Below are 23,391 nucleotides of genomic sequence, written 5' to 3' on the forward strand. Positions count from 1 at the left end.
GACTGGGCCTTCGTCCCCTTCTTCCCGGACAGCCGCAGACCCTGCGGGTGTGACTTGGACACCACCGAGCCGTCGGGGGCGTTGGTGAGGTCCACGTCCACGTCACGCCACTGGCCCGTGGCGTCCTTGAAACGGATCGGACCCGCGGCGACCTCGGTGGTCAGCGAGCCGTCCTTGTTCACCCATGTCGTCGAGGTCTCCGACCGCTCCGACAGGGCCTCGACCCGCTGGCCCGACAGACGGGCGGCCACGCGGGCGGACGGTATGTCCGCCGCGGCCGTCGCCGGTGCCGCCTCGCGCTGCCCGTCCGGCACGGTGGCCGCGACGGCGACGTCGGAGCCGGGCAGCGCGGAGACCGCCATGACGACGGCAAGACCGGCAGCGGTGGCGCTGAGCAACCCCGCACGGCTCGCCATCGGGCGGGCACGCCACAGCTGCGTGCCCGATCTACTACGGAATTTCACTTTCCCCCCAGGGAGAAACCTTGAAGTGCTGACGTCTCAAGATCAACGTCGGGTGAAACGTAGTTGCTCACTCCGGTCGCCGAGACGGGCAAATGGGTGCATATCGACTGCAAAGTTGATCAAGAGTTATGGAAAGGTGAGCAAACGTCAGAAGATCGTGACGACTCTTCAGGTGTTTTTCGCCGACCGTTACTTCGCTGGTCAGGGGCGGTGTGACAGGAGTCGAGGGGATCGCGTCGGGCGCTCGGCCCCTCCGGCTCGTCGGCGCCCGTGCGCCCTCTGGCCGACGTGCCGTGCCGCGCTGTCACGCAATGTCAGAACCCTGGTCCCCGGCGCGTCATCTGACGTACCGTCATACCTGCTTGTCCGCACCGCAGCCGCCGTCACGCACAACGCCCGGAGGTCCGCCATGCCCGCCGATCGGCCCGTCGCCCTCGATGAGTACCCGATCCACCAGGCACCCCTGTCGATGAAGCACCTCGTCAGCGGTGACCGCAACGCCTACGACCGCTGCATCTTCCACGTCTTCGACCACGCCGGCCGCGCCGTCCTCATCCTCGGCCTCGGGGTCTACCCCAACGCGGGTGTCATCGACGCCTACGCCACCCTCCGCGTCGGGGACGAACTCCTCGCCGTACGGGCCTCCGACGCCCTCACCGACGACCGGATGAACCTCTCGGTGGGACCGCTGTCCCTCACCGTCGACGTGCCGCTGCGGCAGCTGACCCTGCGCTGCGCCGCCGATCCGGACGACCCGGACGGGCTCTCGTACGACCTCACCTGGACCGCCGAGTTCCCCGCGGTCTGGGAGCCCCACCACACCCAGCGGCGCGGCGACCGGCTCATCCTGGAAGGGCGCCGCTTCGTGCAGGCGGGCAACGTCACCGGCACCATCCGCGCCAAGGGCGAACAGATCGCCGTCACCGCGGGGGAGTGGACGGGGACCCGCGACCGCAGCTGGGGCGTGCGCCCCGTCCCCGGGGAGGACGGCGGCCGGGCCGCCGAGGAGCACCGGCCGGAGGGGTTCCACTGGCTGTGGATCCCGGTCCGCTTCGAGGACCGGTTCGTCATGGTCATCGCTCAGGAGGACGCCGACGGACACCGCACCCTGAGCGAAGCCGTCCAGGTGTTCCCCGAGGGCAGCGGCCGCCACGACGTGCAACTCGGCTGGCCGCACACCGAGATCCGCTACCGGCCCGGCACCCGGCACCCCGAGAGCGCCGTCGTCCACCTCACCGACCCGGCCCGCAAGCCCCTCGAACTCGGCGTGCGGATCCTGAACTCCTCCCCGCTCGCCGTCGGCGCCGGCTATCCGCCCGCCGCCGACTGGCAGCACGGCACCTGGCAGGGGCGCGGGTGGACCGACCGCCGCGTCTACGACCTCTCCGACCCCGCCGCCCACCCGATGGCCGCCTTCGGGGTCACCGACCACTCGGCCCGTTTCACCCTCGACGGACAGGTCGGGCACGGGATCTTCGAGCACGGCAGCTTCGGCCGCCACGACCCCAGCGGCTTCACCGACTACTCCTCCGTCGCCCAGTAGGTCCCGCAGGAAAGGGGTTCACCCATGGCCACCGCACCACGTCCGCGCACCTCCACCCGCGAGCCCGAGGAACTCGGCCGGCGCCTCGCCGCCTGGCTGGACACCCAGCTCCCCGGCGCGAAGGTCACCAACGTCTCGGTGCCCGGGTCCAACGGCATGTCCAGCGAGACCCTCCTCTTCGACATAGACCACCCCGACACCCCGCTCCGCGCCTGCGCGCTGAGACTCGCCGCCGACCCCGCCGCCTACACCGTCTTCCCCACCTACGACATGCCGCGCCAGCACCGGGTGATGAGCCTGGTGGCCCGGCACACGGACCTCCCCGTCCCGCGCGTGCAGTGGCTCGAGGAGGACCCGGGGCCGCTCGGGGCTCCGTTCTTCGTGATGGCCCGCGCCGAAGGGCGGGTCCCGCCCGACGTCATGCCCTACACCTACGAGGGCAACTGGCTGCACGCCGCCACCGACGCCGAGCGTGCCGAGCTCCAGGAAGCCAGCATCTCCCTGCTGGCGCGCCTGCACGACCAGTTCCCGGCGAAGGAGGCCGAGTTCCTCCTGCCCGACGGCGCCGGCAGCCCGCTGCGCCGGCACGTGGACGCCCAACGCGCCTACTACTCCTGGGTGGTGGGCGGACTCGCCCCGTCACCGCTGATCGAGCGGGCGTTCGCCCGCCTCGAGGAGCTGTGGCCGCAGGACGAGGGGCCGGCGGTCCTCAACTGGGGCGACGCCCGCATCGGCAACGTCATCTATGACGGCTTCCAGCCCGTGGCCGTCCTGGACTGGGAGATGGCGGCCTTCGCCCCGCGCGAAGTGGACCTCGGCTGGACCGTCTACCTGCACCGGTTCTTCCAGGACCTCACCGTCGGCTTCGGCCAGCCCGGCCTGCCGGACTTCCTGCGCCGCGAGGACGTGGAGCGCCGCTACGCGGAACTCACCGGGCACACCCCGCGCGACATGGAGTTCCACACGCTCTACGCGGCGCTGCGGCACGGCATCGTGATGCTGCGCATCGCCTACCGGCAGGCGCACTTCGGCGAGGTCGAGATCCCCTCGGACCCGGACGGCCTGATCCTGCACCACGCCAGTCTGGCCGCCATGGTGCAGGGAACGTACTGGTAACGGGGCTGGTGCAGGGGCAGATCGGGCGCCCGCACCGCCCGCGGTCAGGCCGCCTGGGCGTGTTGCCCGCGGGTCTGCGGCAGCAGCGGGCTCAGCATGCGCACCGGACGCGAGCCCGGACCGCCGACGTGCGAGAAGGGCTGCGTCCGCCAGTCGAGCCCCTGCGGCAGGCTCAGCATCACCACGGGCTCCAGCTCCTGCGCCGCCGCCGGCTGGACCATGCCGACCGTGGGAAGTGCGTCGCCCACGGGCCGTCCGGTGCCCGCGCACACCGTGAGCCCGAAGGGGTTCCACGGGGTCAGGCAGAGGGCGTGCTGCGGCAGGTGCTCCTCGTCGGCGACGAGGGCGATCGACTGGCCGCAGTCGGGGCAGACCGCGTGGTGGATCTCGAAGCCCTCGGCGTCGTCGAGGTATTCGCCGTCCTCGGCGTACGCGTCCTCGCCGGGATCGAGCGCTTCCAGTGGCTCCGGTTCGGTGCGACCGGCGCGCTTGGTGTTCAGCATGGATGTACTCCCCCTTGGGTGGGCCGGGCGGGCAGGTTCTTCGGCCTCGGCCACACCAAGCACTTCCCGCCGCGCGGCACGAGTAACCACAACAGCCCCCAGGACGCCCGCATCCGCTTGTGGCCTTGGTCACATGCCCGGCGCAGATGCCTCCAGTGGATGGACAGCACTGTGCCTGGAGAGGCGTTGGGCCTTAGGTTGAGCGGCTATGAGCGCAATGGAGGAGCTGGACCGCCAGATCGTGGATCTGCTCGTGCGGGACGGGCGGATGAGCTACACGGATCTGGGCAAGGCCACCGGACTGTCCACGTCGGCCGTCCATCAGCGAGTACGCCGGCTGGAACAGCGCGGTGTGATCCGCGGCTACGCGGCCGTGGTCGATCCCGAGGCCGTCGGCCTGCCGCTGACCGCCTTCATCTCGGTCAAGCCGTTCGACCCGAGCGCCCCGGACGACATCGCGGACCGGCTGGCCGGCGTTCCCGAGATCGAGGCCTGCCACAGCGTCGCGGGCGACGAGAACTACATCCTCAAGGTCCGCGTCGCGACCCCGCTGGAGCTGGAAGACCTCCTGGGCCGCCTGCGCGCCCTCGCGCACGTCTCGACGCGCACGACGGTGGTCCTGTCCACCCCCTACGAGGCCCGCCCGCCCCGCGTGTAGAACGACTCCGCGGCGCCCGGAGGGACCCGGCGGTCGGGCGGCGCCGGGCGACGCGCGAGACTGGTCCGCATGACTGACCGCACCGCCCACTCCGCCGACGCCGCCGGAGCACCGACCAGGACCGTCCTCCTCCGCGGGGGCGAGGTGCACAGCCCCGCGGACCCCTTCGCCACGGCGATGGTGGTCGAGCGCGGGCACATCGCCTGGGTCGGCTCCGAGGGCGCGGCCGACGCCTTCGCGCAGGGCGTGGACGAGGTCGTCGACCTGGGAGGGGCGCTCGTCACGCCCGCCTTCACCGACGCCCACGTCCACACCACGTCCGCCGGCCTCGCGCTCACCGGGCTGGACCTCTCCGCCGCGCCCACCCTCTCCGCCGCGCTGGACCTCGTACGCGCCCACGCCGCGAGCCGTCCCGCCGACCGGGTGCTCCTGGGGCACGGCTGGGACGCCGCGCGCTGGCCCGAGCGGCGCGCGCCGCGCCGCCGCGAGCTCGACGAGGCCGCCGGGGGCCGCCCCGTCTACCTCAGCCGCATCGACGTGCACTCGGCGGTGGTCACCACCGCCCTGCTGGACCTCGTCCCCGGCGTGACCCCCGACGGCGACGAGCCGCTGACCCGCGACGCCCACCACGCCGTGCGCGCCGCCGCCCTGGCGGCCGTCACCCCCGCCCAGCGCGCCGAGGCCCAGCGGGCCGCCCTGGACCGGGCCGCCTCGCTCGGCATCGGCTCCGTGCACGAGTGCGGCGGGCCCGGTATCTCCTCGGCCGAGGACTTCACCGCCCTGCTGGCGCTGGCAGCGGAGCGTCCGGGGCCGCGCGTGTTCGGGTACTGGGCCGACCGCGACCTCGACCGGGCCAAGGAGCTCGGCGCGGTCGGCGCCGCCGGGGACCTGTTCGTCGACGGCGCCCTCGGCTCGCACACCGCGTGCCTGCACGCCCCGTACGCCGACGCCCCGCACACCGGCACCGGCTACCTGGACGCGCGCGCGGTCGCCGAGCACGTCGCAGCCTGCACCGAGGCGGGCCTCCAGGCCGGGTTCCACGCGATCGGGGACGCCGCGATCACGGCCGTCGTCGAAGGGGTCCGCGCCGCCGCGGAGAAGGTCGGCCCGGCCCGGGTCCGCGCCGCCAGGCACCGCGTCGAGCACGCCGAGATGATGACCCCCGCCACCATCGCAGCCTTCGCCGAGCTGGGCCTGACCGCGTCCGTGCAGCCCGCCTTCGACGCGGCCTGGGGCGGCCCGGACGGCATGTACACCGACCGGCTGGGCGCCGAGCGCGCCCGCACCCTGAACCCGTACGCGGCCCTGCTCAAGGCCGGCGTGCCGCTGGCCTTCGGGTCGGACGCGCCCGTCACCCCGCTGGACCCGTGGGGCACCGTACGAGCGGCCGCCTTCCACCGGACCCCCGAGCACCGCATCTCCGTCCGGGCCGCCTTCACGGCCCACACCCGGGGCGGCTGGCGGGCGCTGGGCCGCGACGACGCGGGGGTCCTGGTCCCCGGCGCCCCGGCCGACTACGCCGTCTGGCAGACCGCCGAACTCGTCGTCCAGGCCCCGGACGACCGGGTCGCCCGCTGGTCCACCGACCCCCGCTCCGGCACGCCCGGACTGCCCGATCTGTCCCCCGGCGCCGAGCTGCCGGTGTGCCTGGCGACCGTGGTCGGCGGGCGGGAGGTATTCGTACGCCCACAGGGGTGATCCGGCGAGCCTGGGTTCGGTGCGGGCGGCCGGACCCGGATAGGTTCGGCCGGGTCCACCACAGGACGTCCGTGCCGGACGGATCCGTCTGCTCAGCGCGCCCGCGCCTCGGGGGCGAGGGAAGGTTTCGCCGGTGGGGGCACCCCCAGCGGCAGTTGGGGGAGGGTGGCCCCAGTTCGGGGCCCGGCGGTCCAGTAGACAACGGTCACGGCGGCCCGCAGCCAGCGGGAGTCCGACCGGCCCGAAGGACCGCGGGCCCCGATCACTGTTCTAAAGTCATTGACTGCGACCAGACCATCAGGACGTGCAAGCGCACAAAAGGGGACTCAGTGAGCGACGGCGGACAGCGGACCTACGGACCGCTCGGTACGGCCTTGGTGATCATTCCGACCTACAACGAGGCGGAGAACATCGGGCTGATCGTCGGCCGCGTCCGCGCGGCGGTGCCCGAGGCCCACATCCTGGTCGCCGACGACAACAGCCCGGACGGCACCGGCAAGCTCGCCGACGAGCTCGCGGCCGGCGACGACCACGTGCACGTCCTGCACCGCAAGGGCAAGGAGGGGCTCGGCGCCGCCTACCTGGCCGGCTTCGTCTGGGCCCTGGACGCCGGCTACGGGGTGATCGTCGAGATGGACGCCGACGGCTCCCACCAGCCGGAGGAGCTGCCGCGGCTGCTCACCGCCCTGGCCGGCGCGGACCTGGTGCTGGGCTCCCGCTGGGTGCCGGGAGGCCGCGTCGTCAACTGGCCCAAGAGCCGCGAGTTCCTCTCGCGCGGCGGCTCGACGTACTCACGGCTGATGCTGAACGTCCCGATCCGCGACGTGACCGGCGGCTACCGGGCGTTCCGCCGCGAGACCCTGGAGGGGCTGGGGCTGGACCAGGTGGCCTCCGCGGGCTACTGCTTCCAGGTCGACCTGGCGCGCAGGGCCGTGCAGAAGGGCTTCCGCGTCGTGGAGGTCCCGATCACCTTCGTCGAGCGCGAGTTCGGCGACAGCAAGATGAGCAAGGACATCGTGGTGGAGGCCCTGTGGCGGGTCACCCAGTGGGGGCTCAAGGCCCAGGCGGCCAGGCTGCTGCCGGGCCGGGCCGCGGACAAGGACACCGACAAGGGCACCGACAAGGGCACCGGCACCGGCACCGACAAGGGCACCGGCAACGGCACCGACAGGGACACCGGCCGGGGCTCCGGCAAGGCCTGACCGGCCGGCCGGGTTCCCTTAAGGGACGCCCTGTACCTCCGGCTGAGGCTGCTCTTACGCGGGCCCGGGCACACTGGGGGGTATGACGACCGGCGTTCCCACTTCGACGGCCCCCCGGCAGCGGCGCTCACCCGCCCGTACGTTCCTCCCCCTGGCGCTCGCCGCCTGGCTGATCCTGGAGATCTGGCTGCTCGGCCTGGTCGCGGGCGCGGCCGGCGGGCTCACCGTCGCGGCGTTGCTCGCGGGCGGGATGGTTCTGGGCGTGGTGGTCATCAAACGGGCGGGCCGCCGTGCCTTCAAGAACCTGACCGACACCTTCCAGCAGGCGCAGCAGGGCGTGCGGCCCACCCCGCAGCAGCCCGGCCAGGGCAACGGCCTCACCATGCTGGCGGGCCTGCTCCTGATCATGCCCGGCCTGCTGTCCGACGTGGCGGGCCTGCTGTGCCTGCTTCCCCCCGTCCGCGGGTGGATCGGCCGCCGGACGGCGAGCTCGCTGGAGCGGAGGATGGCCTCGGCGTCCGCCGGGACCTTCGCCGACGCCTTCCAGCAGGCCCGCATCCACCACCCGGACGGCAAGGTCGTCCAGGGCGAGGTCATCCGCGAGGACCGGCCCGGGCAGCACCCCGGTCCCGACACGGGCTACCGCCCGCCCCTCTCCCCGTAACTCCCGCCCGCAGCCCCGCCCCGCAGCCGGAGGCCGGCCCCGGGGACACACCGAACAGCCGAGGGCCCCGCCACACACTGTGTGGCGGGGCCCTCGGCTGTTGTCTCGTCCGGCTGTCAGGCGGACTTGCGGCTGTCCCGCGGATGCACGGCAATGTTCATGGCGCCGGAACGAAGGACCGCGAGCCTCTCGGCCAGCACTTCCTCCAGCTCCTCGCGGGTGCGCCGCTCCATGAGCATGTCCCAGTGCGTTCGCGCAGGCTTGCCCTTCTTCTCTTCGGGCCCGTCCCCGTCCACCAGGAGTGCCATGGCGCCGCACGCCTTGCACTCCCACTCCGGCGGAATTTCTGCCTCAACCGAGAACGGCATCTCAAATCGATGTCCGTTCTGGCATGCGTACTCCACCGCCTGGCGCGGGGCCAGATCGATGCCGCGGTCCGTCTCGTAGCTGGTAACCACGAGGCGCGTACCGCGGAGAGCTCGCTCACTCATGAATCGTGCCTCCCGGGCTTGTCGCCCACAGGACAGGTGTCGCTGTCGTCGTCATCCGGTCAACGTCCGGTCGGCGGTATAGATTCCCGCTCCGGGTCGTGCGTCGCCCGTCGTGCCGCCCCTTGTTGTACCCACCAATGCCCGTTTTGTCACATCTGGCAGCAGATGTCACCCAACGTCTACACTTCTCGAGCGCGCAGTAACGGTCCGCCTGGCAGGCCAAAGGCGTACACTACCGGCCCTCGGCTTCAACGTCTAAATCCGTTCGGAATTCGTTCGCGGATCCGAGGCCGGACGCACTGCGGACCCGCTCTCAGATCCGTTCCGGTACAGGATTGCCCGCCGCTTCCACCGCGCGCCGGACCGGCACTCTGGCCAGCAGCACGAATCCCAGTGCGAAGAAGACCACCAGCGAGATGATCGCGTCCCGGTAGCTGCCCGTGACCTGGTAGGTGAGGCCGAAGACCAGGGGGCCCACCCAGCTCAGCCCGCGGTCGCTCATCTCGTACGCGGAGAAGTACTCGGCCTCCTTGCCCGCGGGCACCAGGTGCGAGAACAGCGAGCGCGACAGCGCCTGGCTGCCGCCCAGCACCAGCCCGATCATCGCCGCGAGCGCGAAGAACCACACCGGAGTCCGGGCCGGCAGGAAGTACCCGGCCGCCAGCGTCACCGCCCACGCGGCCAGCGAGCCCAGGATCGTCCGCTTGGCGCCGTAGGTCCGGGCCAGCCGGCCCATCCCCAGCGCGCCCGCCACGGCGAGGACCTGCACGAGCAGCACCGCCCCGATCAGCGTGGACTGCTCCAGCTGCAATTCCTCCTTGCCGTAGATGGAGGCCTGGGAGATCACCGTCTGCACGCCGTCGTTGTAGATCAGGTACGCCAGCAGGAACGACAGGGTCAGCGGGTAGCGCCGCATGTCCTTCAGTGTGGCGACGAGCTGCTTCCAGCCGTTGACCGGCTGACCCGCCCCCGCCTCCCGGACCACGGCCCGGTCCCGCAGCCGCCGCAGCGGGATCAGCGCGAAGGCCCCCCACCACAGGCCCGCCGAGGCCAGACAGATCCGTACCGCCTCGCCCTCGGACAGGCCGAAGGTGTCGTGGCCCATGTAGAGCACCAGGTTCACCACGAGCATCAAGGACCCGGCCGTGTAGCCGAAGGCCCAGCCCCGCGAGGACACCGCGTCCCGCTCGTCCGGCGTGGAGATCTGCGGCAGGTACGCGTTGTAGAGCACCATCGAGACGGACAGCGCGGCGTTCGCCACGACCAGCAGCAGCCCGCCCAGCAGGTAGCGCTCGCCGCCCAGGAAGTACATCCCGGCCGTCGCCGCCGCGCCCGTGTACGCCGCCACCGCCAGCATGGGCTTCTTGCGGCCGGACCGGTCCGCGAGGGCCCCCACCAGCGGCATCAGCAGTACGGCCAGGATCACGGAGGCCGAGACCGCGTACGCGAAGAAGGAACCCGCCCGCACCGGGACGCCCAGCGGGTGCACGAACCCCTCGCTGTCCGCCGCGGCCTTGGCCACCCCGGTCAGGTACGGCCCGAGGAACACCGTGAGCACGCTGGCCGAGTACACCGACACGGCGAAGTCGTAGAAGTACCAGCCCCGCTGCTCGCGCTTGCGGTCGGCCGCCGCCGCGACGGCCGATCTGCCGTCCTCGGCCCCGGATTCCGCTTCGTCTGACGTCCGCGCACTCATGGGTGCCCCCTCGCTGGTCCCCGTACCGCGCGGCCCCCCGGCGCCCGCACGGAGACCCGCGGCCTCGTCAGGCCCAGGCCCCGCGCCGGTCCAGCACCGCGCGCAAGATGTCGATCCGGTCGGTCATGATGCCATCCACTCCCAGGTCGAGGAGAGACTCCATGCGTTCCGGTTCGTTCACGGTCCACACGTGCACCTGCAGGCCCCGCTCGTGCGCGGTCCGCACGAAGCGCCGGTCGACGACGCGGATGCCCCCCTGGACCTCCGGAACCTGGGCCGCCACCGCCCCCACCCGCAGCGCCGCCGGGATCGCGTACGAGCGCAGCCGCAGGCCGACCACCCCGCGCACGCCGTACGAGGTCGCCAGCCGGGGCCCGGCGATCTTCTGCGCCCGGGCCACGCGGCTCTCGGAGAACGAGCCCACGCACACCCGGTCCCAGACCCGGGCCCGCGCGATCAGGTTCACCAGCGGGTGCAGCGCCGACTCGGCCTTGACGTCGATGTTCCACCGGGCGTCCGGGAACTCCTCCAGCAGGTCCTCGAAGAGCGCCAGCGGCTCGGTGCCGCCCACCCGCGCCTCGCGGATCCGCTTCCACGGCAGCTCGGCGATCCGGCCCTGCCCGTCGGTGATCCGGTCCAGGGTGGAGTCGTGGAAGGCGACGAGCTTCCCGTCGAGCGTGGCGTGCACATCGGTCTCGAAGTACCGGTAGCCCGCGGCGGCGGCCCGCCGGAAGGCCGCGGCGGTGTTCTCCAGCCCGTCCGCGGCCCCTCCCCGGTGGGCGAAGGGGATCGGGGCCGGGTGGTCCAGATACGGATGGCGAAGGCGTACGTGCGTCACGGCGGCAGTATCCCCCGAGACGGGGGTGGCGGTGCTCCGCAAGGTGAACGCGGGAGGCAGGCCCCTGGTGCAGGTGGACCGGCGCATGACAGTCTGTCTTCGCAGACTTCAATCCAATCCCGGCCTCCGGCGCGCCCAGTCGAGGCCAATTCGACGAAGGTGGACCGGACGCAATGGCCGAATGGACCTCGGCGGTCGGTGCCGCGCAGCTCGCCCGCCTGATCACGTCCCAGCAGGACCGGCCCACCGCGCCCGGGTCCCGCAAACTGCCCGCGTACCGCACGCTCGCCGACGGCATCCGCCTGCTCGTCCTCGAAGGCCGCGTTCCGGTCGCCGCCCGGCTCCCCGCCGAGCGCGAGCTGGCCGCCGCCCTCTCGCTCAGCCGCACCACCGTCGCCGCCGCGTACGAGGCCCTGCGCGGGGAGGGGTTCCTGGAGTCCCGCCGGGGCGCCGGCAGCTGGACCTCCGTGCCGGCCGGCAACCCGCTGCCCGCCCGCGGCCTGGAACCGCTGCCGCCGGAATCCCTCGGCTCCATGATCGACCTGGGCTGCGCCGCCCTGCCGGCCCCCGAACCCTGGCTCACCAAGGCGGTCCAGGGAGCCCTGGAGGAGCTGCCGCCGTACGCGCACACGCACGGCGACTACCCGGCGGGCCTGCCGGCCCTGCGCCGGATGCTCGCCGACCGCTACACCGAGGCGGGCATCCCCACGATGCCCGAGCAGATCATGGTCACCACGGGAGCGATGGGCGCGATCGACGCCATCTGCAGCCTGTTCGCCGGGCGCGGGGAGCGGATCGCCGTCGAGTCCCCCTCCTACGCGAACATCCTCCAGCTCATGCGCGCGGCCGGAGTGCGCCTCGTACCGGTCGCGATGGCCGCCGGGCTGACCGGCTGGGACATGGATGTCTGGCGCCAGGTGCTGCGCGACTCCGCCCCGCGCCTGGCCTACGTCGTCGCCGACTTCCACAACCCCACCGGAGCCCTGGCGTCCGAGGACCAGCGCCGGGCCATGGTCGAGGCCGCCCGGTCCGCCGGCACCGTCCTGGTGGTCGACGAGACCATGCTGGAACTGCGGCTCGACCCGGACATGGAGATGCCCCGCCCGGTCTGCTCCTTCGACCCGGCCGGCAGCACGGTGATCACCGTGGGCTCCGCCAGCAAGGCCTTCTGGGCGGGCATGCGGATCGGCTGGGTCCGTGCCGCCCCCGACGTGATCCGCAGCCTGGTCGCCGCCCGCGCCTACGCCGACCTGGGCACGCCCGTGCTGGAACAGCTCGCGGTGAACTGGCTCATGCGGACCGGCGGCTGGCAGGAGGCCGTCGGCATCCGCCGGGAACAGGCCAGGGACAACCGGGACTCGCTGGTCGCGGCGGTGCGCCGCGAGCTTCCGGACTGGGAGTTCGAGGTTCCGCAGGGCGGGCTCACGCTGTGGGCCCGGGCGGGAGGACTGTCGGGCTCCCGGCTGGCCGAGGTCGGCGAGCGGGTCGGCGTACGGGTCCCCTCGGGCCCCCGGTTCGGCGTCGACGGCGCCTTCGAGGGCTATGTCCGACTCCCGTTCACGGTCGGCGGCCCGGTGGCGGAGGAGGCGGCGGCCCGACTGGCGGCCGCAGCCCGCCTGGTGGGCACGGGCGCAGGCAGCAACGGCTCGGAACCCCCGCGCACGTTCGTGGCGTAATGCGGGGTGGGGGCCGGTGCCGGGGCCGGGGTGGGGTGTCGTCGGGCCCCGGCCCCGGCCCCGGCCCGGCCCCGCCGTAGCCGCCGCCTACGGCGCCTCGGCCGCGACTTCCGGCGCCTCCGAGGCGTCCATCGCCGACCCCTGGGCCGGTGGCTGCGCGGGCTTGGTCGCCGTGACCGGCCCCCGCCCCCCGCCCCCGCCCCCCGCGGGCCGTTCCGGCAGCAGGTCCAGCACCGCCTGCCGGAACGCCGGATGCGCGGCATCGTCGTACGGGTCCGGCGTGGCGGGCACCTGCAGCCGGTGCACGGGCCCCGAACCGAGCCGGGCGTACCCCCGCCCGGGCGGCACCTGCGCCGGCGGCGTGGTGTGCGGTGGCAGCCCCAGGACGTCGGCGACCTGCTGGATCGCGGCGGGCCCGAGGACGACCCGGGCGCGGGTGTGCTGCCAGACGGCGTCGTGCAGCAGTTCCAGGTGGTCGAACTGTTCGGTGACGGCCACCGTGACGTACGCGCTCCGCCCGTGCCGCAGCGGTACCTGGAGCTGCGCGAGTGGATCGGGGCCGCCCTCGGCTGCCGCGAGGTGCGCGAGCACGCTGGGCCGGTCCAGCAGGATCCACAGGGGCCGGCGGGTGTCCTCGGGCGCGGGGCGGCCGGCCTCCCGGGCCCGGTGGGCGGCGATGAGGCGCCGCTCGGTCTCCTTCGCGGCCCACTCCAGGGTGGCCAGCGCCCCGACCGGCCCGCATTCGACGGCGAGGACGCCGCTGCGGCCGGACAGGCAGGAGTACTCCCCGCTGCCGCCGCCCTCGACGATCAGTACGTCGCCGCCGTGCCGCAGGGCCTGCAGGGCGAGGGAACGCAGCAGGGTGGAGGTGCCGCTGCCGGGCTGGCCGACGGCCAGCAGGTGGGGCTCGGTGGCGCGGGGTCCGGTGCGCCAGATGACCGGCGGCACGTCCCGGGGCTCGTCGCCCTCCAGGACGGGCAGGGTGCGCTGGACGCTGCCGGCGTCGGTGAAACCGAGGACGGTCTCGCCGGGGGAGGTGACGAACGGCTGGGCGGCGATGCCCGTCGGCAGCGCCGCCAGCACGCTCAGGTCGAGCTGGTTGCCCTCCTCGTCCCATTCGAAGAGATACTCCCGTCCGCGCCCGGACTTGGCGTGCAGCAGTGCCTCGATCCGGGCCCGTGAGGCGGCCTCGCCATCGGTGAAGTAGGCCGGGTAGCGGATGTGGAGCCGGGTGACGCGGCCCGCCTCGTCGAACTCGTAGCCGCTGAAGGCCTTGTCCCAGTCCCCGCCGTGGGCGAAGAGCGGGCTCGGGTCCTCCGGGGTGGAGAAGTACGGCACGAGTGCTTCGTAGAGGGAGCCGAGCCGTTCGGTCTCGGCATCGCTGGGCCCGGTCTTCACCGGGGTGCGGTCGCGTCCCTGCCAGGCCGCCGCCGCCATGAGGGTGATCAGGGCGAGGAGCGGACCGTAGGGGACGAGCGCGACCACCAGGACGCAGGCGGCTCCCAGGAACAGCGCGGGACCACGCTTGTCCTTGGGGGTTTCGGACCATTTGCGCCGCCCGGCCGAGGCCAGGATGCGCAGGCCGCGTCCGATGGTGAGGAGCGGATGGAGGACGTCCGTGGCGCTGTCGGCGGCCGTGCGAGCGATGTCGCGGCCCCTTACCAGCGACGCGGTGCCGCTGCTGAGGATGCGGGGAAGTGGGCGCCGGGCCACGGGCGTCTCCTGGAGTTGTGGGTGTTCGGGTACTTCGGGTGCGGCTGGTGTCGCCGTGCGCGGGCCGGGCTAGAGCTTGATCCCGCCGAGCAGGCTCGCGAGGCTCGCCGTGCTCGCGGTGATGCTCGGAGCGATGGCGGAGCCGGCGAGGAAGAAGCCGAACAGCGAGCAGACGAACGCGTGGGTCAGCTTCATCCCGTCCTTCTTGAAGAAGAGGAAGCAGATGATGCCGAGCAGGACGACGCCTGAGATGGACAGGACCATGAGAGGTTCTCCTGGTGGGTGGGGACAGTCACCATCAGTTGTTCCAGGCTCACAGGAAGTATCAATGCGACAAAAGGTGCATACGGGTGAATCCAGGAGTTTTTCACTGGACCGGGTCACTCCGACTGGCGCGTCCGGTGCGAAGGGGGGCAAGGGTGATCATTGCCTCGGCCTGGCCCCGACATGTGCAGGTCCGGGCGCTACCCTGACGATTCACCCGTACGGACGCAGTGCCGTGCACCCCCCTGCCCCGCACCGCCCCCGGCCCGCCCGGGCCCGGGCCGCCGCGGGGGCGGACCATGCCAGCAGCGAGTGGAAGGCGGTACGAACGATGAGCGAGCACACCGAAGGCGGCTCCGGTTCGCAGGGCGTCCCCGACGAGGACGTCATCGAGCTGGCCACCAAGATCTTCGACCTCGCCCGTCAGGGCGAGACCGCGACGCTCGCCGCGTACCTCGACGCCGGGGTGCCGGCGAACCTCACCAACGACCGCGGCGACACCCTCGTGATGCTGGCCGCCTACCACGGCCACGCCGACACCGTCACGGCCCTGCTGGCCCGCGGCGCCGAGGCCGACCGCGCCAACGACCGCGGCCAGACCCCCCTCGCCGGAGCGGTCTTCAAGGGCGAGGAGTCCGTCATCCGCGCCCTGCTCGCCGGAGGGGCCGATCCGACTGCCGGAACCCCCTCCGCCGTCGACACGGCGCGCATGTTCGCCAAGGCCGACCTGCTGGAACTCTTCGGAGCCGAGTAGTCCGCTTTTTGCCCGGTGGCGGCCGGGTCCGACCGGCCTGCGACCTCACAGGTTGGTCACGGCAGCCGTAAATGTGGTCGCGGCGCACAAACCGGCTGGGTCATCATGGCGTCGGATTCGATTCGCGAACATGACGGACGGGCAGGAGCGGGCTGGACACGAAGGGTGTCCACACCCCACCCCTGCCGCTCCGGCCGCCATGGCCGCGAAGCACCGACGAGAGTGAGAAGGCAATGGTCTACATCGAGCGGAACCTGACGGCGAACGTCCTCACATGCTGTTACGCGGCCCTGTGAATCCCGATTCCCGGTTGCGTCCCCAGCTTGATTTGAGGCCATTCCCATGTTCGAACCAGTCATAGCGCCGAGCGGCACGCTGCTCGGGATGCTCCAGCGGGGCCGTGGCGACGGCACGCTGCACGCCCTCGCGGCGCCCAGGGCGGAGGCCCTGGAGGCCCTCGACCAGTGCGTGCTCCGCGACCCGCGCCAGGACTGGCAGGTCGAGAACCGCTCCCTGTACTACGCCAGGCTGTACCTGGATCTCGACGGCCCCCTCGGCGCGATCGAGGCCCACCTGTTCGCCGCCGAGGACCTCCTCGACGACGCGGAGGAGCGGACGGGCCTCGCCCTGTCCGTCCTGGGCCACCTCGCCTCGTACGGCCGCGACGACGCGCTCATGCTGCTGCGCCGGTACGCCGCCTGCGGAGCGAACTGGGCCTGGGCCCTCGACGAGCTCGCCCTGCGCGACGACGACGAGGGACTGCGGTCCCTGGCCGAGCCGGTCATCGCCCGCTTCCCCGCCACGGCGGAGGGTGAGGCGCGGCTGGCCGCCGCCATCCGCGACGCGTACGAGCCCCGGCCCTGGTGCCTGTGGGAGGAGTCACCCCGGTACGGCGAGCGCCTGCGGGCGGCCCGCCGGCAGGGTTCCTTCGACCGCTGGCAGCGCCAGCTGAACCCGAGCGGCCCCCGCCCCGGCTGGGGCGTGCAGGCCGTCTTCGACTGGGCCGCCGACGGGCTGCGCCGCGGCACTCCGCTGCACGTCCCCGCCGCCCGCTGTCTCGCCGCCGTGGCCCAGCCCGAGGACCGCCCTGCCATCCTCGCGGCGGCGGCCGGAGCCTGCGGCGAAGCGGCCCGTGCCACCGCACTGCACCACCTGGTCCTCGCCGAACCGGAGAACCCGGCCGTCCTGGACCTCATCGAAGCCGCCGCCGACGAGCCCGCCGTGGCCGCGTACGAGCGCATGTGCGGCCCCGGCGCCGTCGAACGCGCCCGCCGCTGGATCCACCGGCCCGACGCCCTGGGCGCGGCCGCAGCGGCCACCCTGGCCGCCCGGGGCGGAGCCGAGGACGCCGGCCTGGTCCTCGGAGCCCTGCGTTCCACCGTCCGCGGCGAAGGCCCCGGCACCCGGGCGCTGTACGCCCTGGTGGACGGAGCGGGCCGCCTGGCGATCGCCTGCGCGGCCCCCGTGCTGCGGCACATCTACCGCGAGACCGCCTCGTCCCACCTGCGCGGCCGGGTCGCGCGGGCCCTGGCCAGCACCGACCCCTCCTTCGCGGCGGGCTTCGCCGTCGAATGCCTGTGGGACTGCGAGGAGACCACCCGCGAGGTGGCCGCCCGCCACGCCGAAACCGCCGACGCCCGGGTCGCACCCCGGCTGCGGCGCCTGGCGGCGGATCCCGCGGAGGAAGAGGACGTCCAGTCGGCCGTCCGGAGCCGCATCGCCCCGGAGTCCGCCGTGTAGCCGCTCCGGCCCCCTCTCCGAAACGCACCCGGCCCGGCCCCCTGACACGAGGGGCCGGGCCGAATGCCGTGCCGGCGGGGCCGGGCTCAAGGAGACGGCGTCCCTGTGTCCTGCCGATCCTTGAGCGCCTTGAGCGCGGCGTCCATCTCGGCCAACTGCCTCGACTCTTCTTCCGGGCTCGGCGCGTAGTCGGGCTCGCAGGCAGGCACCTTCGAGGTCTCCTTCACCCCGACCCTGACCTGGTTCGGGTCACGGAGCGGGGGCCTCATCGGCTTCATCAGCACGAGGGTGTGACCCGGCGGGACCGTCTTCGAGTTGATCTTCAGCACCATGGCGGTGCCGCGCCCGCGCACCACGTTGCCCTCGAGGTCGATGGTGCCGTCCGGGTGGTGCAGCGACTCGCGGTAGCCTCCCGAATTCTCCCCCGGGCACTCCGCTGGGGGTTTCATCGGCACCACCACGGCGCTGACACCCATCGCTTCCAGTCTTCGTGCCAGTTCGGGCAGCTCATCGGGCTTGGGCATGGGCACCGTGACGGTGCCGTCGCCGTCCTTGCCCAGGCCGTGTGCGGGACCCGCCCCGCCGTGCTCCCGGAGGTCCGGCAGGGTCACCAGCCCGAGGACGGCGGCCGTGACCAGGCCGACCGCGAGCGGCACCCCGTACCGCCGCGCGAAGGAGCGGGCGGGGAGGGGTTCGGGCGTGGCCGGGATCCGCGCCAGGAGCGCCGCCTTGAGCCGCTCTTCGAATCCGAGTGGCCTGTTGCTCATCGGGCTGCCTCCAGTCGGTGTTCGGTGACGGAGCCTGAGGCTCCCCGCAGGGCCCGCCGGGCCCGGTGCAGGCGGACGCGGACCGTCGCCTGGGTGACGCCGAGGGCCTGGGCGGCCTCGGCCGGGGTGAGTTCGTCGACGACGACCAGGTCGAGGGCGGCGCGCAGCGGCTCGGAGAGCCCGGCGTGGCGCTCGGCCAGGGCCCTGAAGGCCCGCTGGGCGTCGATCCTTTCCTCCAGCGCGGCCACGTCCTCGTCGTCGAGCAGCCGGCGCCCGCTCAGCCGCGCCAGCGCGCCGCTCTCGCGGGCCAGTCCGCGGGCGTGGCCCGACAGGACGTTGCGCGCTATCCCGAACAGCCAGGCGATCGGCGCCCCCCTGTGGGGCCGATAACCGGAGGCCGAGCCCATCGCGGCGAGGAAGATGTCCGCCGTCAGGTCCGCGGCCAGATGCGGGTCGGCGACCCGGCGGGTGACGAAGCCGAGCACCGCGTCGATGTGGTCCTCGTAAAACGCCCCGAACCCCTCGGGCGTGGTGAGATCCGGTGGCCCGGTCTCGTGTCGTGGGCTGCGCACCCGGTTCCTCCCCTGCACAGGGGGCCCGGTCGGCCCCCCTCACCCTGTACTTGGCCGAAGCCCCCGCAGACGTTTCATCGCGCCCTCACGAACCTGACCGGCACCCCCGGCCGGGCCTGCGCCGCCGCGTCCAGGGCGGGGCCGGGCGGGACCACGCCCACCACCGGGTAGCCGCCCGTCACCGGGTGGTCGGCCAGGAACACCACCGGCAGGCCGTCCGGCGGGACCTGGACCGCGCCCAGGACCATGCCCTCGCTCGGCAGTTCGCCCTCCCGGGCCCGGACCAGGGGTGCCCCGGCCTCCGTGCGCAGCCCGATGCGGTTCGACATCGGAGACACCCGGAACACCGAACGCCACAACCCGGCGAGCGAGGCCGCGGTGAACCAGTCCGCCCGCGGCCCCGGCCGCAGCGGGAGCAGCAGCTGCGAAGGTGCCCCGGGCAGTGCACAGGCATCCGCCGCGGGGACCGGGTCCGGCGCCGCCGAGCCCACCGGCAGCAGCATCCCGGCCGACAGGACCGGCGGGCCCAGCCCCGACAGCAGGTCCGTCGAGCGGCTGCCCAGCACCGGCGGGACGGTCAGGCCTCCCCGCACCGCGACGTAGCTGCGCAGCCCCGATTCCGCCCGGCCCACCTCGAGCTCCGCTCCGGCCGGCAGCCTGACAGCGGCTCCCCAGGCCACCGGGCGGCCGGCGGCCCGTACGGAACAGGGCGCGCCCGTGACCGCCACGGTGACCGCAGCCAGGGCCCGCAGCCCCACCCCGTCCAGGGTCGTCTCCAGCGCCGCCGCGTCCGGGGCGTTGCCGAGCAGCTGGTTGGCCAGCGCGTAGGCCGCCGCGTCCAGGGCCCCCGAGCGCGGGACCCCCAGGTGCGCGTGGCCCGGCCGCCCCCGGTCCTGCACCGTGGTCAGCGCTCCCGGCCGCACCACCAGCAGCCCGGTCACCGGCCCGCCTCCGTGAACCGGACCTGTACCCCCGGGGCGAACAGAGCCGCCGGGTCCCGCTCCGGATCCCACAGCACCGCGTCCGTGGATCCGATCAGCTGCCAGCCGCCGGGGGAGGAGCGCGGGTAGACCCCCGCGTACTCACCGGCGAGGGCCAGCGAGCCGGCCGGGACGGCGGCCCGGGGTGTGGCCCGCCGGGGCAGGTGGAAGCGCTCCGGGAGCCCGGTCAGATAGCCGAAGCCCGGCGCGAACCCGCAGAACGCCACCCGGAAGACGGTGTCGCCGACGATGTCCGCGACGGCCCCCGGGGCCACCCCCCACAGCCCGGCCACTTCCGCCAGGTCCGGCCCGTCGTACCGCACCGGGACCGTGATCAGGGGGCCGTCCGACTCCGCGAGCGGGGGCACCTCCCAGCGGGTGATCCGCGCGGCCAGCCCGGCCGGGTCCTTCACGCCGTCCAGCAGCACCGTCCGCGCGGCCGGCACGAGATCCCGTACGGCGCCCAGCTCGCCCGCGTCCCGGCGGCGCAGCAGTTCGGCGTGGAGCGCGGCCACCTCGGCGGCCGAGTCCACCTCGATCAGCAGCGCCTCCCCGCCGACCACGAGGGGCCTCACGCGAAGGCCTCCACCCGGACCCCGGCCGCGCCCAGCGCGGCGCGGACCCGGCGCGCGAGGTCCGCGGCGCCGGGGGTGTCCCCGTGCAGACACAGGGAGCGCGCGGCGACGCGGACCGGGGAACCGTCGGCCGCCGTCACCGTCCCCTCGGCCGCCATCCGGACGGCCCGCGCCACCACCGCGTCCGGGTCGTGCACCACCGCCCCCGGCTCGGTGCGCGGCACCAGCGTCGCGGCGGGCGTGTAGGCGCGGTCGGCGAAGGCCTCGGGGACGGGGGACAGCCCGGCGTCCGCGGCGGCCTCCAGCAGCAGGGAGCCGGGGAGGCCGAGGACGGGCAGGGCACCCCCGGCCGTCAGGACTCCCGCAACCACCGCGGCGGCCTGGTCGGCATCGTGGACGGTGCGGTTGTAGAGCGCGCCGTGCGGCTTCACGTACGACACCCGGGAGCCGGCGGCCCGCGCGAACACCTCCAGCGCCCCGATCTGATAGGCCACCTCGTCCGCCAGCTCACCGGCCGGCACGTCCATGGAGCGCCGTCCGAAGCCCGCCAGGTCGCGGTAGGAGACCTGTGCGCCGATCCGTACGCCCCGCTCCGCCGCCGATTCGCACACCCGGCGCATGATGGACGGATCCCCGGCGTGGAAACCGCAGGCGACGTTGGCGCTCGTGACGACCGACAGCAGGGCCTCGTCGTCCGTGAGCGTCCAGCGTCCGAAGCCCTCGCCGAGGTCGGCGTTGAGGTCGATCGCCGCCTCGGGGGGTGTGATCATGGAAGCCATGCGGTGAGCGTAGAACAGGCCTGCCGCCGCGGGTGCCGGCGGGCGACGGCCGACGGTCTGCCGTCGCCGGGCGACCATCCGCGGACGATCCGGCCGAACCATGCCGTTTGGGATGTTGTCAGGGTCAGCGCCTAGTCTTTGCCCGTGACTTTCCCCGCCCCGGCGAAGACCCTTCCGTCCCCGGCGCCGGGCCCGGCCGCCGACGAGGGCCTGGCCCGGCGGCTGCGCGCGCTCGCCTGCACCGCCCCGCTGCACGACCTCGACGTACGCAAGGCCAATCTGGCGGGCGAGTACGGGGTCTACGCGATGGCGGAGGTCGCGCTGGCCGCGATCGACCTGGTCACGCTCAACATGGACTTCGACACGGGCGCCGACCACGAGCAGATAGTGGCCAGGCTGCTCCCGCGCGTCGCCGCCCAGGCCCCGGCCCGGCCGGCGGCCGAGCACGAGCGGGTGGCCCGCTGGGTGCTGGAAAACCTGATCAACGTCGGCAGCGTGGACCGCGGCTTCCGTGCGATCTACGGCACCTTCGGCCCGGACGGCGTCTACGTCCGGCGCGACTACGACTTCAAGCTGATCGAAGAGGTGCCCGGCTACGGCGGGGCGGTCTACCTGCGCACGACCGACGAGGCCGTCAACGTCCTGGTCGGCGCCCTCGACACCGACGTGACCAGCGCGCAGATCGCGGCCGAGGTCAAGCTGGAGGTGCTGATCAGCCGCGGCCGGCTGGCCGACGCCCAACTCGCCGCCGAGCAGGCCCGGTACCGGACGGTCCAGTACGCCGAGACCCTGCGCCGCACGCTGGACGCGACGCGGCGCAACGTGCGGGCGGTGGACTGGCTCCGCTCCGTCCCCGACATGATCGAGGAGGCCCTCGACCACGTCGCCGACCGCTACCGCCACGAGAACGCGATCCTGACCAACATCCGGCGGGCGCGCGACGAGGCCGAGGAGCCCGAGAGCAAGCGGCGCGCCGCCGAGCTCGTCGACATCGTCAAGGACTGCATCCGCCGCCACACCCAGCTCCAGTCCCGGCTGCTGGACGCCGGGCCGCTCTTCCGCGCCGAGCAGGACCGCCAGGCCTTCGCCGCCCCCGCGCCGCGCTCCGGCATCGACCTGTACGGGCAGCTGGTGGCCCCGCTGCTGCCGCTCCCGCTGGAACGGGCGAGCCGGGTCACGGACGCGTTCTTCGCCTCCGGCGCGGGCCTGCGCACGCCCGTCTCGGTACGCGTGGGGGACCTGGTCGACATACTGCTCACGCCGCCCGTGGAGCGGGAGCACCTCGGTGCGGAGATGCCCGAGCCCGACCTCATCGCCACCCCGGACGACAGCCGCTTCAGCGAGGAGCAGCTCGCCGCCGCGATGGAGCTCCTGGACCTGCCGCACGACGCCCCGCGCCGGCTGTCCGGCCTCCTGGCGGAGGCCCGCCGCAGCGACCCCGACCTGCCGTACCTGGTGGCCCTGCTGGCGGTGCACGCGGCGAGCCCGGCCGTCGGCACGGCCTACCGCCAGGGCGAGGAGCGGCTGCTCTTCGCCGTGGACGACGGCACCCCGCTCGAGGACCCCGAGTTCGGTGGCGCCGACCTGATCGTCGGCACGGCCCTGCTCGACGCGGCCGGCATGGCCGCGGACCGCACGGAGGCGGCGTGACCCCGCCCCCCACCCCGCCCCCCACCCTGCCGGGCCGCGCAGCCGCATCCATCACCATCCGTACCGCCGAGGAGACGAACCCGTGAGCGACCACCACGCCGAGTACCCCGCGTGGAGCGAGCCCGACGCGCCCTCGGCTCCCGTCGCGCCCGGGCCGGGCGCCGGCGCCCTCACCCCGGCGGACGCCGCCGACGCGGCCCGGCTCGTCGCGTTCGGGCTGCAGCCCAAGCTGCTCCCCGCCCGCGACGCCGAGTACGCCGAACTGCTGCGCCGCTACCGCGAGGACCCCGCCTTCGGCCGGCTCGCCGACGCCGTCGCCACCGGCCTCGGCCTGGTCGTCCTGGAGGTGTCCCCGCGGGCCGGCATGGCCGTGGCCGCCGGGGAGGACTCCGTCTTCGCCGTCCGCATGGGCGACTACGCCCGCCGCACCGCCGCCGACTCCGCGGACCGCTTCCTGCACGGGCTCGCCCACCTCGCCGTCGCCGCCCTCGCCTTCCCCCGCCCCGAGGACCTCGCCGACGACGGCTACATCGGCCGCGTCACCGTCAACGGGGTCGACGCCTTCGTCCGGCAGACCTGCCGCCGCCTCGAGGAGCGCGCCGAGGAGCTCGGCGAGAACACCGACCCCGCCTCCGACGCGCCCGGCCTGGAGGCCGCCTGGCGCGTCTACGCCCGCCGCAGCGCGACCGGCGCCACCAAGGACGCCCGACGTCTCGCCGGATCCACCACCGGCATCGTCGGCAAGGCCGCGGCCTTCCTCACCGAGTCCGGCTTCCTGCAGCGCACCGGGGACGACGCCGGCGGCACCTACCGCACCACCCCCCGCTACCAGCTCCAGGTCCGCGACATGGCGGGCAGCGCGGCCATGGCCGAACTCCTGGAACTGGGCGTGGTCCCCGTCAGCGACGGCTCCGCCACCCTCCTGCCGCCGCCCGAGGGCGACGACCTGGAGCTCGCGGCCGACGCCGGCCTGCCCTTCCACGCCTGAGCCGGCCGCCCTGCGTACCGAGAACACCCCGAGAACACCGAGAAGCAACGAGAGTCCGCC

General features: G+C 73.7%; 23 protein-coding genes. 11 read left to right on the forward strand and 12 right to left on the reverse strand.

Annotated elements, in window-relative coordinates; translation table 11 throughout:
* Nucleotides 1-416 (reverse strand): hypothetical protein (locus AB0D44_RS27895; RefSeq protein ID WP_362595877.1); only part of this gene is annotated, 416 nt, incomplete at its 3' end.
* 457 nt (nucleotides 417-873) lie between these two features.
* Between AB0D44_RS27895 and AB0D44_RS27900 the strand changes: the two genes are divergently transcribed.
* Together AB0D44_RS27900 and AB0D44_RS27905 are read left to right on the forward strand one after the other, a co-directional pair.
* Entirely contained in the window at nucleotides 874-2,007 is a 1,134-nt protein-coding gene (locus AB0D44_RS27900) for a hypothetical protein (protein WP_362595879.1), read from the forward strand.
* A 24-nt stretch (nucleotides 2,008-2,031) separates the two neighbouring features.
* Nucleotides 2,032-3,123: a phosphotransferase family protein gene (locus tag AB0D44_RS27905; protein ID WP_362595881.1), complete on the forward strand. Its 1,092-nt coding sequence runs from the start codon at nucleotides 2,032-2,034 to the stop codon at nucleotides 3,121-3,123.
* Nucleotides 3,124-3,167: 44 nt separating this feature from the next.
* On the opposite strand, the gene AB0D44_RS27910 is transcribed toward AB0D44_RS27905, so the two are convergent.
* Nucleotides 3,168-3,626 carry a hypothetical protein gene (locus AB0D44_RS27910; protein WP_362595883.1) on the reverse strand — a complete coding sequence of 153 codons (459 nt, stop codon included), beginning with the start codon at nucleotides 3,624-3,626 and terminating at the stop codon, nucleotides 3,168-3,170.
* Nucleotides 3,627-3,843: 217 nt separating this feature from the next.
* Between AB0D44_RS27910 and AB0D44_RS27915 the strand changes: the two genes are divergently transcribed.
* The 4 genes from AB0D44_RS27915 (at nucleotide 3,844) to fxsA (ending at nucleotide 7,848) form a co-directional block, all read left to right on the forward strand.
* Complete coding sequence (locus AB0D44_RS27915) at nucleotides 3,844-4,284, forward strand: Lrp/AsnC family transcriptional regulator (protein ID WP_030011705.1); 441 nt, start codon at nucleotides 3,844-3,846, stop codon at nucleotides 4,282-4,284.
* A gap of 69 nt (nucleotides 4,285-4,353) precedes the next feature.
* On the forward strand, nucleotides 4,354-5,982 hold the full coding sequence (locus AB0D44_RS27920; RefSeq protein ID WP_362595885.1) for an amidohydrolase: 1,629 nt from the start codon (nucleotides 4,354-4,356) through the stop codon (nucleotides 5,980-5,982).
* Nucleotides 5,983-6,311: 329 nt separating this feature from the next.
* The gene (locus AB0D44_RS27925) at nucleotides 6,312-7,184 is read left to right on the forward strand and encodes a polyprenol monophosphomannose synthase (protein WP_362595887.1); all 873 of its coding nucleotides are present in this window, start codon (nucleotides 6,312-6,314) and stop codon (nucleotides 7,182-7,184) included.
* Nucleotides 7,185-7,266: 82 nt separating this feature from the next.
* A complete protein-coding gene (fxsA, locus tag AB0D44_RS27930; protein ID WP_362595889.1) occupies nucleotides 7,267-7,848 on the forward strand; it encodes an FxsA family membrane protein in 582 nt (193 codons plus the stop codon).
* Between the two features lie 116 nt (nucleotides 7,849-7,964).
* Here fxsA and AB0D44_RS27935 read toward each other — a convergent pair whose 3' ends face one another.
* The 3 genes from AB0D44_RS27935 to AB0D44_RS27945 form a co-directional block, all read right to left on the reverse strand.
* Entirely contained in the window at nucleotides 7,965-8,339 is a 375-nt protein-coding gene (locus tag AB0D44_RS27935; protein ID WP_007262928.1) for an RNA polymerase-binding protein RbpA, read from the reverse strand.
* Between the two features lie 313 nt (nucleotides 8,340-8,652).
* On the reverse strand, nucleotides 8,653-10,035 hold the full coding sequence (locus AB0D44_RS27940) for an MFS transporter (protein WP_362595891.1): 1,383 nt from the start codon (nucleotides 10,033-10,035) through the stop codon (nucleotides 8,653-8,655).
* Between the two features lie 67 nt (nucleotides 10,036-10,102).
* Complete coding sequence (locus AB0D44_RS27945) at nucleotides 10,103-10,873, reverse strand: glycerophosphodiester phosphodiesterase (protein WP_362595893.1); 771 nt, start codon at nucleotides 10,871-10,873, stop codon at nucleotides 10,103-10,105.
* 173 nt (nucleotides 10,874-11,046) lie between these two features.
* On the opposite strand from AB0D44_RS27945, the gene AB0D44_RS27950 reads away from it, so the two are divergent.
* Nucleotides 11,047-12,549: a PLP-dependent aminotransferase family protein gene (locus AB0D44_RS27950; RefSeq protein WP_362595895.1), complete on the forward strand. Its 1,503-nt coding sequence runs from the start codon at nucleotides 11,047-11,049 to the stop codon at nucleotides 12,547-12,549.
* Nucleotides 12,550-12,636: 87 nt separating this feature from the next.
* Here the strand turns inward: AB0D44_RS27950 and AB0D44_RS27955 are convergent, their stop codons facing one another.
* A complete protein-coding gene (locus AB0D44_RS27955; protein WP_362595897.1) occupies nucleotides 12,637-14,262 on the reverse strand; it encodes a hypothetical protein in 1,626 nt (541 codons plus the stop codon).
* Between the two features lie 69 nt (nucleotides 14,263-14,331).
* Nucleotides 14,332-14,526 (reverse strand): hypothetical protein, encoded by a 195-nt coding sequence (locus AB0D44_RS27960; protein WP_030031218.1) that lies wholly within the window; start codon nucleotides 14,524-14,526, stop codon nucleotides 14,332-14,334.
* Between the two features lie 331 nt (nucleotides 14,527-14,857).
* On the opposite strand from AB0D44_RS27960, the gene AB0D44_RS27965 reads away from it, so the two are divergent.
* Together AB0D44_RS27965 and AB0D44_RS27970 are read left to right on the forward strand one after the other, a co-directional pair.
* Nucleotides 14,858-15,280 carry an ankyrin repeat domain-containing protein gene (locus AB0D44_RS27965; protein ID WP_362595899.1) on the forward strand — a complete coding sequence of 141 codons (423 nt, stop codon included), beginning with the start codon at nucleotides 14,858-14,860 and terminating at the stop codon, nucleotides 15,278-15,280.
* Nucleotides 15,281-15,622: 342 nt separating this feature from the next.
* Nucleotides 15,623-17,020: a HEAT repeat domain-containing protein gene (locus AB0D44_RS27970; protein ID WP_362595901.1), complete on the forward strand. Its 1,398-nt coding sequence runs from the start codon at nucleotides 15,623-15,625 to the stop codon at nucleotides 17,018-17,020.
* A gap of 86 nt (nucleotides 17,021-17,106) precedes the next feature.
* Here AB0D44_RS27970 and AB0D44_RS27975 read toward each other — a convergent pair whose 3' ends face one another.
* The 5 genes from AB0D44_RS27975 to AB0D44_RS27995 all read right to left on the reverse strand — a co-directional run bounded on the left by AB0D44_RS27975 (nucleotide 17,107) and on the right by AB0D44_RS27995 (nucleotide 20,693).
* Nucleotides 17,107-17,787, reverse strand: a complete 681-nt coding sequence (locus tag AB0D44_RS27975) for a hypothetical protein (RefSeq protein WP_362595903.1) — start codon at nucleotides 17,785-17,787, stop codon at nucleotides 17,107-17,109.
* Nucleotides 17,784-18,359, reverse strand: coding sequence for a sigma-70 family RNA polymerase sigma factor (locus AB0D44_RS27980; protein WP_362595905.1), 576 nt, complete (start codon nucleotides 18,357-18,359; stop codon nucleotides 17,784-17,786). Before AB0D44_RS27980 ends, AB0D44_RS27975 begins: the two co-directional genes overlap by 4 nt.
* 74 nt (nucleotides 18,360-18,433) lie before the next feature.
* A complete protein-coding gene (locus AB0D44_RS27985) occupies nucleotides 18,434-19,300 on the reverse strand; it encodes a biotin-dependent carboxyltransferase family protein (protein ID WP_362595907.1) in 867 nt (288 codons plus the stop codon).
* Entirely contained in the window at nucleotides 19,297-19,914 is a 618-nt protein-coding gene (locus AB0D44_RS27990) for an allophanate hydrolase subunit 1 (RefSeq protein WP_362595909.1), read from the reverse strand. The genes AB0D44_RS27985 and AB0D44_RS27990 overlap by 4 nt, the downstream gene beginning before the upstream one ends.
* Nucleotides 19,911-20,693: a 5-oxoprolinase subunit PxpA gene (locus AB0D44_RS27995; protein WP_362595911.1), complete on the reverse strand. Its 783-nt coding sequence runs from the start codon at nucleotides 20,691-20,693 to the stop codon at nucleotides 19,911-19,913. The genes AB0D44_RS27990 and AB0D44_RS27995 overlap by 4 nt, the downstream gene beginning before the upstream one ends.
* A 144-nt stretch (nucleotides 20,694-20,837) precedes the next feature.
* On the opposite strand from AB0D44_RS27995, the gene AB0D44_RS28000 reads away from it, so the two are divergent.
* Both AB0D44_RS28000 and AB0D44_RS28005 read left to right on the forward strand, forming a co-directional pair.
* A complete protein-coding gene (locus AB0D44_RS28000) occupies nucleotides 20,838-22,343 on the forward strand; it encodes a hypothetical protein (protein WP_362595913.1) in 1,506 nt (501 codons plus the stop codon).
* 82 nt (nucleotides 22,344-22,425) lie between these two features.
* Nucleotides 22,426-23,331, forward strand: a complete 906-nt coding sequence (locus tag AB0D44_RS28005; protein WP_362595915.1) for a hypothetical protein — start codon at nucleotides 22,426-22,428, stop codon at nucleotides 23,329-23,331.
* The last annotated feature ends 60 nt before the right edge of the window (nucleotides 23,332-23,391 follow it).

This window comes from Streptomyces sp. NPDC048349 (assembly GCF_040651925.1).
Taxonomy (GTDB): Bacteria; Actinomycetota; Actinomycetes; order Streptomycetales; family Streptomycetaceae; genus Streptomyces.